The organism is Bacillus sp. H1a (assembly GCF_000633475.1).
Taxonomy (GTDB): domain Bacteria; phylum Bacillota; class Bacilli; order Bacillales; family Bacillaceae_G; genus Bacillus_A; species Bacillus_A paramycoides.
This window is the reverse complement of record NZ_AYMH01000003.1, coordinates 127924-139867: the sequence shown is the minus strand read 5'-3', so window position 1 is coordinate 139867 and position 11944 is coordinate 127924. Positions and strand designations below refer to the sequence as shown.

The following is an 11944-nucleotide window of genomic DNA, read 5'->3' as shown; positions in this document are numbered from 1 at the left end:
CGTTTATCAGAAAATTGAGTTAGAATAAAGTGAAACTTTAATCAGTGGTGGTTTTGTTCATCCCCTACTGATTATCAGCCCACACCAATCGGGCTTTTACGGGCAGTTGGATCTCCCACCTAACTTCCTCGTAATAGCCGAACTTTGAGGTAGGAGTCTTACTGCTCAAATAGCGGGATAAAGCAAAAGAAGGAAAAGAGGGAAAGTAGATGATAATAATAGGTTATGCAGGATATGAATTAGAGAAAGCAAAACCTAATACATCAGAAGATTTTTTTAATAGATCTGAAGTGACATATATACTAAATGATCAAGAAAAAACCTTTTCTGTCTTATATGTTCGATATTTTGAAGAAGTTTTACAAGAAATTACTCCGTTTGAAGGAAATCCAGTTTATAAAGTAGAAGAACAAGACGTATATTTACGAGATATTGTAGCCATCGCTTGTTTAGTGAAAAATAAAGAGCTTCGTGTACAAAAGCGTTTGTATCTCAATGAGGTAACAGACTTTCAAAGATATTTTGACGAGGAAACAGTGGGGAAAGTACAAGAAATATTGGCTGAATTACATAAAAATAAAAGAGTAGAAATAGCGTAAAATGGCAAAGGAGAGAGAAGAAATGTCTAATTCGATGGTGGAAAATCAAACAGAACAAGTTTCTATATTTTTAGAAGATGTAATTTCCTTGATAACTAATTATGTGAACTATCATACGTTACCTTCTTTAGTGGAGGAGACACCAGCGGGAAACGAACGATATTATAAAGGATTATTAGCATCAATAAGAAGGCTTCTTGTTTTTTGTGAAGAAGGGCTTGATGCATGTTTTGTTTTGTTGAATAGCCAGCCATTTCGAAAGACCGCAGCTGAAAAAGTTTTGTATAAGATTTATCATCAAGTAATTGCAGAGTTTTTTTCACCAAAGAATGATCATTGGTATGAAAATAGTCGTTCTGCTTATACAGGGAAAAATTCTATTGTTTTTCAGCAAACACCCCCTGCATCCATAGAACAAGTGATGAAGGATTTAGAAGGCAAGTTTCAGGCGATGCGTGAAGAACTAGAATATTATGAGACAGATTACCAAACGAAGATGTTACACAAATACTAATTAAGGTGAAGGAAAAGGAGCTAAAGTCACTTAGCTTCTTTTCTTTTTGTCCAGTTATATAAGGGATTTTAATTGAATATAGTTAAAGTGGATAGCATCAAGGAGGTGTGACATGAGTCAGCAAGGTGTATTTACAGATTACTTTCATGAAGTAGAAAGCTGGTGTGAAAGTGTTCTTCACGTATTAGATAGCCGCGCAATGGAAGTGTATGATGTCCATATGCTTGCTTATAAAATTCAAACGTTATTAGAACGTATGAAAGAGCATGAATACGATACAGATGCCGAATTTATGTATGAAATAAGTGATGATGTAGAACATATTCAGCACCATTTACAGGAAGTGTTTATGCAGGAAGAAGAGGAATATGAATTATATGAAAGAGGGGATAGCGAACGGGCTGTTCCGATTGGTGGGCATACACTCCCGCCATTACCTTATCCGTATAATGCGTTGGAACCGTATATTTCACGAGAAATTATGATGTTACACCATGATAAACATCATCGTAGTTATGTGGAAGGTTTAAATAAAGCGGAGAAGATGATGGAAGAAGCGAGAAAAACAAATAAATTTGATTTAATAAAGCATTGGGAAAGAGAAGCTGCTTTTCATGGATCAGGTCATTATTTACACACAATATTTTGGGGCAATATGAAAAAAGATGGTGGTGGAAGCCCAAGAGGTGCTCTTTCACAACAGATTGAGCAAGACTTTGGAAGCTTTTTACGTTTTCAAAAACATTTTACAGAAGCAGCTTCTAAAGTGGAAGGTTCAGGGTGGGCAATTCTTGTATGGGTACCCCGCTCAGGAAGGTTAGAAATTTTACAGAGCACGCTTCATCAATTATTTACACAATGGGATACGATACCACTCCTTGTACTTGATGTTTGGGAACATGCGTATTATTTACAATATCAAAATCGAAAAGATGAATATATTAAAAATTGGTGGAATGTTGTAAATTGGTCCGATGTAGAAAAGAGATTTGAAAGTGCAAAACAAATTGAATGGACACCGTATTAGACGCATATCCCATGCGTCTTTTTTATTGGAATTGGAAGGGAGATTTCGTTCATATTTTAAAAGGCCAAGCATACACTTGTACAAAAAGTGCCAAAAGGACGTGGGGGGAAATATGAGACGAATTTGTATAATCATTACGCTAATTATAATGTACGCAAGCGTTATGCCGATTCCTACATATGCAGAGATGAACAGTAGTGTCAGTGCTCGTAACGCAGTATTAATGGAACAGCATTCTGGCCGTGTACTGTATGGGAAATTAGAACATGAGCCACAAAAAATTGCTAGTATAACAAAAATTATGACAGCATTGTTAGCTGCTGAATCAGGAAAAATGAAAGAATTGGTATCGGTTAGTAATGAAGCGGTACGGGTAGAAGGGTCGGCCATTTATTTAAAACCTGGACAAAAAGTAAAGTTAGAAGATTTAGTTTACGGATTAATGCTCAGATCTGGTAATGATGCAGCGCAAGTAATTGCTGAAAATGTTGGAGGGAGTATAGACGGGTTCGTATATTTAATGAATGAAAAGGCGAAAGAAATCGGAATGAAAGATACTCACTTCTCAAACCCACATGGCTTGGATGGGGATGGATCGCATTATTCGTCAGCGTATGATATGGCATTATTAACGAAATATGCCATGGGGAACGAGACTTTTAAGAAAATCTTTGGAACAAAAACATATAAATCAGATTCTTGGGATTATCCGTGGAAAAATAAACATAAACTCGTGACATCTTATTATGAATTTGCAACAGGGGGGAAAACAGGTTTTACAAAAAAAGCCGGGCGGACACTTGTCACGACCGCTTCAAAAGATGGGCTGGATTTAATTGTGGTAACTTTGAGTGCTTCTAGCGATTGGAACGATCATATGAACCTGTTTGATAAAGGCTTTGAACGCTATAAGCAAACAAAAGTTTTAGGGCAAGGAACACTTGCCGAAATAAATGAAAAGAAGTATGCCAATCATGTTTACACGAAAAATAGTTTTTCCGTACCTTTAACTGCAGAGGAAAGGAAGAATGTGTTATTAAAAGTTGAACTTGATAAAAGTGTAAAACCTTCGGATGGAGTGAAAATTGGGAAAACGGAAATTTTTGTTGGTAATGAGAAAGTTGGAGAACGTAATTTGTTTTACAGTAAGCGGAAGTTAGTAGCTACGACGGGAATGTATTGGAATAATGTAAAAGAAATCTTTTCTTACATGATAGGTGTTGGTACAGATGGTTAATCTCGTTTGGGTAGCGATGGCAGTTATAGGGATTGTATATGCCATGATAAATGGAACGATGGAAGAGGTGAATAAAGCCGTTTTTGAAGGGTCAAAAGATGCGGTTACGATATGTATTGGACTTATTAGTGTTTTAGTATTTTGGCTCGGTTTAATGAAAATTGCAGAAGAAGCAGGATTGTTAAAAAAGTTAGTTTCACTTTTTATGCCGATAGTCAAAAGATTGTTTCCAGAAATACCGAAGGATCATCCGTCAATGGGATTCATTTTATCAAATATGATGGCAAACTTTTTTGGATTAGGAAATGCAGCAACACCTCTGGGCATTAAAGCAATGGAGCAACTCAAAGAGTTAAACGGTGGGAAGGATTCTGCAAGTCGTTCTATGGTGACGTTCCTAGCCTTAAATACATCAGCAATTACATTAATTCCGACCACTGTAATTTCAATTCGAATGACTTATGAATCAGCAAACCCTACAGAAATCGTTGGTGTAACATTCATTGCACAAGTGTTATCGATGATCGGGGCAATTTGGATTGACCGCTATTTTTACCAGAGAAGGAGTAGAAAGGGGCGGAAAAAATGAGCATTGTAAATACAATTTCATTATGGGTAATCCCTTGTGTAATCGGTTTTATCCTTTTATATGGTACGATAAAAAAAGTTCCAACGTATGAATCGTTCGTTGAGGGGGGAAAAGAAGGGATTCAAATTGCAGTTTCAATTTTGCCGTTTATGGTTGGAATGCTTGTATCTATTTCTATTTTCCGGGCATCAGGTGCTCTAGATGCGATGATATCGGTAATGAAGCCGATGTTAGATTTTATTCATGTACCAGCAGAAATCGTTCCACTGGCACTTATACGTCCGATTTCGGGCTCTGCAGGTTTAAGTATAACGACCGATTTAATCGCTACATATGGACCAGACTCGTTTATTGGGAGATTAGCTTCTACGATGCAAGGTAGCACAGATACGACTTTTTATATTTTAACGGTATACTTTGGGGCTGTTGGTATTAGAAAAATGGGAGATGCACTAAAAGTAGGACTGTTTGCAGATTTAATCGGGATTATTTGCTCAATTGTGTTTGTTTCTTTATTGTTTCATTAATGGTATTCATTTTTTACGCTATTTCGCTTATAATACGTATACGACCACTATTAAGGTGTAGCTTAATAGTGGTTTTTTTATGCGGTATTTTTGACAAAATGATGAACTTTTATTGTGAGCAATATGAAAAAGTGTAAACAATAATAAAGGGTGAAAACGTGTATTGGCCTTTATACGTTTATTATCATCGCTATGTTGTTAAGGCTAGGCGAAGCAAATGGCGTAAAGCTTAGGCGGTTGCCAAGTCTTTCTAATGAAGGTAAGATAAATTTGAGGTGAAAAAAAGAAATGGAACGATTACAAAAAGTGATTGCGCAAGCAGGTATTGCATCGAGAAGGAAGGCTGAGGAATTAATTCAGCAAGGAAAAGTGAAAGTTAACGGAAAAATAGTGAAGGAGTTAGGAACAAAAGTAACTCCTCAAGATAAAGTAGAAGTAAATAACATCCCTCTTGAAAAAGAAGAACCTGTTTATTTTTTACTATATAAACCAACTGGTGTAATTTCAAGTGTATCAGATGATAAAGGAAGAAATGTTGTAACAGACTTTTTCCCTGAAATTAGACAACGTTTATTCCCAATCGGACGCTTAGATTATGATACGTCTGGCGTATTATTGATGACAAACGATGGGGACTTTGCAAATGTATTAATGCATCCGAGATATAAAGTTGAAAAAACGTATGTTGCGAAAGTTAAAGGGCCATTAACAGGTGAGAAAATTCGCATGTTAGAACGAGGTGTTGCGCTGGAAGACGGGAAAACAGCACCAGCACAAGTGAAAATTATTTCTTGGGACAAGCGTAAAGAGATGGCGATTGTACAATTAACGATTCATGAAGGACGTAACCGTCAAGTACGTCGTATGTTTGAAGCGTTAGATTGTAAAGTAATGAAATTAAAACGTGAACGTTATGCCTTTTTAGAAGTAGGTAGTTTGCGACCTGGTGATGCAAGAGAATTGACACCGCATGAGGTGAAGCAATTACGTGCATTGGCGACTACAAAACCACGATAAGCTATAGATTGAAACTTTCACCAGTGGAATGCTCCGCTGGTGATTTATTCAATAAAACATTTGTAAAAAAGAATACATATATTCATCGAAGAGAGGAGAGAAAATATGAAAAAAAATCGCCTATTATTTCGTGTTATCATTCTGCTCATTTTAAGCGGTGCTGTAGGATTTACACTGTATCAAGGATTTTTTGCTGATAAAGAGAAAATGCAAATTGGGAAAGAAGCACCTAACTTTGTCGTGACTGATTTAGAAGGAAAGAAAATTGAACTGAAAGATTTAAAGGGAAAAGGTGTATTTTTAAATTTTTGGGGAACTTGGTGTAAGCCTTGCGAAAAAGAAATGCCGTACATGAATGAGTTATACCCAAAGTATAAAGAAAAAGGCGTTGAAATTATCGCGTTAGATGCAGATGAAACGGATATCGCAGTGAAAAATTTTGTGAACCAATATGGTTTGAAATTCCCGGTTGCGATTGATAAAGGACAAAAGATCATAGGTACATATGGAGTGGGACCATTACCAACAACCTTTTTAATTGATAAAGAAGGCAAGGTTGTTGAGAAAATTATAGGTGAGCAAACGAAGGAACAACTGGAAGCCTATTTGAAGAAAATTACTCCATAATAAAGAAAGCCTTTACATAAGAGGTGCTTGGTGTATAGCACCTTCGTTTTAAGAATTCTGAGTATTGCGGTAACTTGAAGGTAGAATATACAATAGTACATATAGATACTGGGGTGGTGAGAGTGTTGAAAGAAATTAAGTGTGAATGTGGACATGTTAATCCGATAGGAACCGTTTTTTGTGAAGCTTGTGGGAAACCATTTGAAAGCAATGAAAATGTGAATTTATTGGATATGAGATATGAGGGGAGTGCCCGGAGATCTCTCACACATACGAAAACGATAATCGATAAAATTTGGAGTTTTTTCTCTTCTGTAAAAGTAGGGGTATGGTTAATCGTAATAACTTTAGCTGCATCGGCAATAGGAACTATTTTTCCGCAAGAAATGTACATAACTCCAGGAATCGCACCGGCTGAATATTATGAGAAAGAGTACGGATTTTTAGGGCAATTATACTATCAATTAGGGTTTAATAATTTATATGGATCATGGTGGTACATGATTTTAATTGCTTCCATTGGCATTTCACTTGTTATATGTAGCTTAGACCGTGTAATTCCTCTTTATAAAGCATTAAAAAAACAAGGGGTGAAAAGACACCCAAGCTTTTTAAAGAGACAGAGAGTGTACGGGACTGGTTCGCCGCAAGAGGGCGACTTAGAACGAGTTCAAATTAATTTAAAGAAAAGAAATTATAATGTGAAAGTGGAAGACGGGAACGTTTTAGCGGAAAAGGGACGTTTTTCTCGCTGGGGTCCATATGTAAATCATATCGGTCTTATTATTTTTCTATTTGGTGCAATGCTACGTTTTTTACCGAGTATGTATGTAGACGAAGCACTTTGGTTACGCGATGGTGAAACGAAAGAAATACCAGGAACTGATGGTCAATATTATTTGAAAAACGAAAAGTTTATAAAGGAAGTTTATGATAAGAGTAAGGACAAAGAAGTTTTTGATGATGCGATTGATCGTATTGGTGATAAAATGATTGCGAAAAACTTCCAAACGAATGCCGTATTATATAAAGCAGTAGGAGAAACTATAGCAGGTCAAAAACCAAAATTAGAAAAGGTAAAAGAAGCTGAAATTCGGGTGAATGAGCCACTGAAGTTTGATCAATTTGCTGTTTATCAAGTGGATTATAAGGAAAGTGAATTTAAAAGTATGTCCTTCCATTTGCAAAATAAAGCAAATAATCAAAAGTGGGGACCGATTAAAGTGAATTTAGCGAATCCTACAGAAAAATATGATCTAGGAAACGGGTATTCTCTAGAACTATTAAGCTATTTTCCTGATTTTTATTTTGATGAGAATGGAAAGCCGAATACGAAGACAAAATTACCAAACAATCCTGCATTCGTCTTTAAAATGTTTACCCCGGAAACACCAGATGGTGAAGTGAGCTTTGTTGGTATTCGGCAAAATATAGAACCTGATGGAAACAATAAATATAAAATGTCATTTGCAGGTGTGGAAATGCAAAATGCAACAGCACTTACTGTAAGAAAAGATTTAACGCTTTGGATTCTTGGTATTGGTGGGTTTATATTTATGGTTGGTGTGATTCAAGGTATGTATTGGAACCATCGCCGTATTTGGATACAACGCGTCAATGATGAGTGGTGGGTTGCAGGTCATACAAATAAAAATTGGTTCGGTTTAAAGAAAGATATTGAAAGAGTTTTAGAAGGAACAGCGATTCCGCAACCACATGATAAAATAACCGATAAAAAAATTAGTTAAGGTGGGGAAACGATATGGTGCAAATAAGTAGTAATTTTCTGTTTGCCGCTTTCATCTTATATTTAATTGCAACTCTATTTTTTGGCGGAGCAATCAAAGAAAAAGGTCATAGGTGGGCAAATGTAGGTATAATTATAACAATATTAGGGTTTATTGCACAAACAGTATATTTTGTTACAAGGTGGATTGCATCAGGGCATGCGCCAGTTAGTAACTTTTTTGAGTTTGGTACATTTTTCGGTATGATGCTTGTCGGAGCATTTATTGTGATGTATTTTATGTACCGCGTAAGTATAATCGGACTATTTGCATTACCAGTTGCGCTTTTATTAATTGCTTATGCAAGTATGTTCCCGAGGGAGATATCCCCGCTTATTCCATCTTTAAAAAGTAATTGGTTACATATTCACGTGACGACTGCAGCAGCAGGACAAGCGATCTTAGCAATTAGTTTTATTACGGGCGTTATGTATTTATTGAAAAATGTAGATCAATCAACGAGAAGTAAACGTACATTTTGGTTAGAAACGGTAGTTTTCACACTTGTTTGTACTGTTGGATTTATTGCAGTAACAACGGTATTCTCTAGTATGAAATACGAAGCGAAGTTTCAATGGATTGATAAAAATGAACAACAAGTTGAGATGAAGTATAACCTTCCAGCTTTAGTGGGACCACATGAAGGGAAGTTAATGACAGAAAATAAGTTAGAGCCAACAGTGGAGGTTCCAGCGTTTGTAAATGCGAAAAAATTAAATACTGTTATTTGGTCAGTAATAGTCGGAACACTACTTTATATTGTATTAAGACTTGTTTTGCGCAAACGAGTATCAGCAGCACTTCAGCCGTTAGTAAAGAATACGAATAGTGATTTGTTAGATGAAATTGGGTATCGGTCTATTGCAATTGGATTCCCGGTGTTTACATTAGGGGCATTAATCTTTGCAATGATCTGGGCTCAAATAGCGTGGACGCGCTTTTGGGGTTGGGATCCAAAAGAAGTTTGGGCGCTTATTACTTGGCTCTTTTATGCTGCGGTATTACATTTACGTTTATCTAAAGGGTGGCATGGAGAGAAATCCGCTTGGCTTGCAGTAATTGGTTTTGCAATCATTATGTTTAACTTTATTGTAGTAAACTTAATTATCGCGGGTTTACATTCATATGCATAGAGAAATAAAATAGGAGAGTGCATGTCACTTTCCTATTTTATTTTTGTCAACTTTTCTTCTTTTTTGAGAAAAACATGACAAAGTAGCGGTTGATTTTGTAAAATGATGTCGAGGACCAAATATACTGTTCAAAAAAAATACATAGTTTTGGAAAAAAAATGAACAAAATTTATTATTCTTGTGAAGTATAATATGGAAAGTGGAACGTTTAAAGATATGCTTTGTTAAACGAGAATAGGTGCAGCATCATATTGTAGAAGGGTAGGTGTAAACCGTTGCGTTAAAATACGTAACGGGTAGAAATGGAAAATGAATCAAGAATTTTAATTGTAGACGATGAGGATCGTATTCGTCGTTTATTGAAAATGTATTTAGAAAGAGAACAATACACAATTGAAGAAGCAGATAATGGTGATACAGCTTTAGAAATGGCGTTACAAAATGATTATGATCTAATCCTATTAGACATTATGATGCCTGGCAAAGATGGTATTGAAGTGTGTAAAGGAATTCGTGAGAAGAAAGCAACACCAATTATTATGCTGACAGCAAAAGGTGAGGAAGTAAATAGGGTACAAGGATTTGAAGTTGGGACAGATGATTATATTGTAAAGCCGTTTAGCCCGCGTGAAGTAGTGCTTCGTGTGAAAGCGGTATTACGTCGTGCTGTACCAACAACATTCTTTACACAAGATACAACGACGAAAGATGTTACTGTGTTCCCACATTTAACAATTGATAACGATGCACACCGTGTTACAGCAGATGGCAATGAAGTGAACTTAACGCCGAAAGAATATGAATTACTATTATTCTTAGCGAAAGCCCCTGATAAGGTATTCGATCGTGAGCAATTGCTAAAAGAAGTATGGCAATATGAATTCTTCGGAGATTTACGTACAGTTGATACACATGTAAAGCGTTTGCGTGAAAAGCTAAGTAAAAAATCACCTGATGCAGCGAAGATGATCGTTACGGTTTGGGGCGTAGGTTACAAGTTTGAGGTTGTGAACGACTGATGCTTTGGAGAAGTGTAGTAGGGAAGTTATGGATGACCATATTACTTCTCGTTTCGTTTGTTCTTGGATTTGTTGCTATTTTACTTTCGCAGTTTTTTAGAACGTATTATGTTGATATGAGTGAAGCTAGGCTTCAGAAAGTTGCAACAAGTGTCACAGAGTTAATTGAAGAAGGTGCCGATGTAAGAACGATTGAAAATATCGCTTACAAATTTTCTGATCCACTTTCAAGGATTATTATTGTAGAAGATGGTAAGGAAATTTCTTCTTCGCCGAAACAAGAAGGATTAGTTACTCTTACAATAGATGATTTGAAAAGTGATAAAGAATTAGCAGCTGTTTTTACAGATAAAAAGGAAATTAAGAATAACATTAGAAAAGCTTCTAATAGTAGGAAGAATAAAAACACTGAAAATGATATTATGATCGTCGGGAAACCAGTGCAGTCAAAAAATCAAAGTGCTGTGTTTGTATATGAATCTTTGCAAGTTCCAATACAAGGGATGGAGAGAACAACTGATTTTATTTTCTTATCAGCCGGGATTGCGATTATTTTAACAACTTTCTTTGCATTTTTCTTATCTACTCGAATTACAGCACCGCTCCGTAAAATGCGTGAGGTTGCTTTTGAGGTGGCGCGCGGGAAGTTTGATACGAAAGCTCCTATGGTGTCTCAGGACGAAATTGGTGAGCTTGCAACTGCTTTAAATCAAATGGGAAAGCAGTTGAAGTTTAATATGAATGCATTGCAACAAGAAAAAGAGCAGTTAACTAGCATTTTGAGTAGTATGGCTGATGGTGTTATTACGTTAAATCAAGAAGGTGAAGTCGTTGTTATCAACCCACCGGCAGAACATTTCTTACAAGTTTGGCAAGAAGAAAAAGAATTAGAATTGAGTAAAAAATTGCCTTCTGAACTTGTTGAATTATTCCATCTTGTTGTAGAAAGCGAACAACAGCAAGTTGTTGAAATTAATTTGCAAAAAGGTAACTACGTAGTTCTTATGACACCACTTTACAACCAAACGAAAATTCGTGGAGCTGTAGCAGTACTGCGAGATATGACGGAAGAACGTCGTCTGGAGAAGATGCGTCAAGACTTTATTGCGAATGTTTCACATGAACTACGTACACCGATGGTAATGCTTCAAGGGTATAGTGAAGCAATTTTAGATGATATTGTGCAAACGAAAGAAGAAATTAATGAGTTTGTCCAAATTATTTATGATGAATCTGTTCGTTTAGGTAAACTTGTAAATGAGTTATTAGATTTAGCTCGTATGGAAAGTGGTCATGTAGAGTTACATATAGGTGAAGTAGATATTCATCCATTTGTCGAAAAAATTGGCCGTAAATTCCAAGGGATTGCAAAGGATAAAGAAGTCCAATTAACAGTTGATTTCCAAAGTCCAATTGAACAATACCCGTTTGATGCAGACCGTATGGAACAAGTGTTGACGAATTTAATTGATAATGCAATCCGTCATACGAATGCAGGTGGGCATGTTGCACTTGTAATTGATACGAAAAATAATGGCCTTACTTTCGAAGTGCAAGATTCAGGTGCTGGTATTCCAGAAGAAGATATTCCATTCTTGTTCGATCGATTCTATAAAGCTGATAAAGCGAGAACGCGCGGGAATAAAGTTGGAACTGGATTAGGGCTTGCGATTGCTAAAAATATTGTTCAAGGGCATGATGGTAAAATTTCTGTATCGAGTGTTGTTGGAGAAGGAACTACATTCTCTGTATATTTACCGAATCGTTTAATTTAGATATACATGTTCTTTAAGGATGATGATTAATAAAAGTTCTACTGTTTTTTATTTTTTTGTAAGTTCAATTAAATAAAGAATAGTAGAACTTTT

The 11944-nt window shown here is 36.1% G+C and carries 12 protein-coding genes; all 12 read left to right on the top strand.

The window, feature by feature from the left end; all coding sequences use genetic code 11:
- Positions 1-209: 209 nt before the first annotated feature.
- The 12 genes from U860_RS0102405 to resE all read left to right on the top strand — a co-directional run bounded on the left by U860_RS0102405 (position 210) and on the right by resE (position 11851).
- Positions 210-599 (top strand): hypothetical protein, encoded by a 390-nt coding sequence (locus tag U860_RS0102405; protein WP_025147261.1) that lies wholly within the window; start codon positions 210-212, stop codon positions 597-599.
- Positions 600-621: 22 nt separating this feature from the next.
- Positions 622-1113: a YpuI family protein gene (locus tag U860_RS0102400; protein ID WP_002171115.1), complete on the top strand. Its 492-nt coding sequence runs from the start codon at positions 622-624 to the stop codon at positions 1111-1113.
- A gap of 112 nt (positions 1114-1225) precedes the next feature.
- Positions 1226-2140 carry a superoxide dismutase gene (locus tag U860_RS0102395; protein WP_002171116.1) on the top strand — a complete coding sequence of 305 codons (915 nt, stop codon included), beginning with the start codon at positions 1226-1228 and terminating at the stop codon, positions 2138-2140.
- Between the two features lie 112 nt (positions 2141-2252).
- The gene (locus tag U860_RS0102385) at positions 2253-3377 is read left to right on the top strand and encodes a D-alanyl-D-alanine carboxypeptidase family protein (protein WP_025147260.1); all 1125 of its coding nucleotides are present in this window, start codon (positions 2253-2255) and stop codon (positions 3375-3377) included.
- Positions 3370-3966 carry a spore maturation protein SpmA gene (gene spmA, locus U860_RS0102380; protein ID WP_025147259.1) on the top strand — a complete coding sequence of 199 codons (597 nt, stop codon included), beginning with the start codon at positions 3370-3372 and terminating at the stop codon, positions 3964-3966. Before U860_RS0102385 ends, spmA begins: the two co-directional genes overlap by 8 nt.
- Positions 3963-4493 (top strand): spore maturation protein SpmB, encoded by a 531-nt coding sequence (spmB, locus tag U860_RS0102375; RefSeq protein ID WP_002171118.1) that lies wholly within the window; start codon positions 3963-3965, stop codon positions 4491-4493. Before spmA ends, spmB begins: the two co-directional genes overlap by 4 nt.
- 288 nt (positions 4494-4781) lie before the next feature.
- Positions 4782-5510 carry a 23S rRNA pseudouridine(2605) synthase RluB gene (gene rluB, locus U860_RS0102370; RefSeq protein ID WP_002171119.1) on the top strand — a complete coding sequence of 243 codons (729 nt, stop codon included), beginning with the start codon at positions 4782-4784 and terminating at the stop codon, positions 5508-5510.
- Between the two features lie 105 nt (positions 5511-5615).
- Complete coding sequence (gene resA, locus U860_RS0102365) at positions 5616-6137, top strand: thiol-disulfide oxidoreductase ResA (protein WP_025147258.1); 522 nt, start codon at positions 5616-5618, stop codon at positions 6135-6137.
- A 122-nt stretch (positions 6138-6259) separates the two neighbouring features.
- On the top strand, positions 6260-7885 hold the full coding sequence (gene resB / locus U860_RS0102360; RefSeq protein WP_025147257.1) for a cytochrome c biogenesis protein ResB: 1626 nt from the start codon (positions 6260-6262) through the stop codon (positions 7883-7885).
- Between the two features lie 14 nt (positions 7886-7899).
- On the top strand, positions 7900-9057 hold the full coding sequence (resC, locus tag U860_RS0102355) for a cytochrome c biogenesis protein ResC (protein ID WP_025147256.1): 1158 nt from the start codon (positions 7900-7902) through the stop codon (positions 9055-9057).
- Positions 9058-9359: 302 nt separating this feature from the next.
- The gene (gene resD, locus U860_RS0102350; RefSeq protein WP_002171123.1) at positions 9360-10076 is read left to right on the top strand and encodes a DNA-binding response regulator ResD; all 717 of its coding nucleotides are present in this window, start codon (positions 9360-9362) and stop codon (positions 10074-10076) included.
- On the top strand, positions 10076-11851 hold the full coding sequence (resE, locus tag U860_RS0102345) for a sensor histidine kinase ResE (protein WP_025147255.1): 1776 nt from the start codon (positions 10076-10078) through the stop codon (positions 11849-11851). The genes resD and resE overlap by 1 nt, the downstream gene beginning before the upstream one ends.
- Positions 11852-11944 lie beyond the last annotated feature (93 nt).

Bases quoted from the DNA above. Each gene is read 5' to 3' on its own strand.
- U860_RS0102405 (WP_025147261.1), top strand. From the start codon at position 210: ATGATAATAATAGGTTATGCAGGATATGAATTAGAGAAAGCAAAACCT.
- U860_RS0102400 (WP_002171115.1), top strand. From the start codon at position 622: ATGTCTAATTCGATGGTGGAAAATCAAACAGAACAAGTTTCTATATTT.
- U860_RS0102395 (WP_002171116.1), top strand. From the start codon at position 1,226: ATGAGTCAGCAAGGTGTATTTACAGATTACTTTCATGAAGTAGAAAGC.
- U860_RS0102385 (WP_025147260.1), top strand. From the start codon at position 2,253: ATGAGACGAATTTGTATAATCATTACGCTAATTATAATGTACGCAAGC.
- spmA (WP_025147259.1), top strand. From the start codon at position 3,370: ATGGTTAATCTCGTTTGGGTAGCGATGGCAGTTATAGGGATTGTATAT.
- spmB (WP_002171118.1), top strand. From the start codon at position 3,963: ATGAGCATTGTAAATACAATTTCATTATGGGTAATCCCTTGTGTAATC.
- rluB (WP_002171119.1), top strand. From the start codon at position 4,782: ATGGAACGATTACAAAAAGTGATTGCGCAAGCAGGTATTGCATCGAGA.
- resA (WP_025147258.1), top strand. From the start codon at position 5,616: ATGAAAAAAAATCGCCTATTATTTCGTGTTATCATTCTGCTCATTTTA.
- resC (WP_025147256.1), top strand. From the start codon at position 7,900: ATGGTGCAAATAAGTAGTAATTTTCTGTTTGCCGCTTTCATCTTATAT.
- resD (WP_002171123.1), top strand. From the start codon at position 9,360: ATGGAAAATGAATCAAGAATTTTAATTGTAGACGATGAGGATCGTATT.
- resE (WP_025147255.1), top strand. From the start codon at position 10,076: ATGCTTTGGAGAAGTGTAGTAGGGAAGTTATGGATGACCATATTACTT.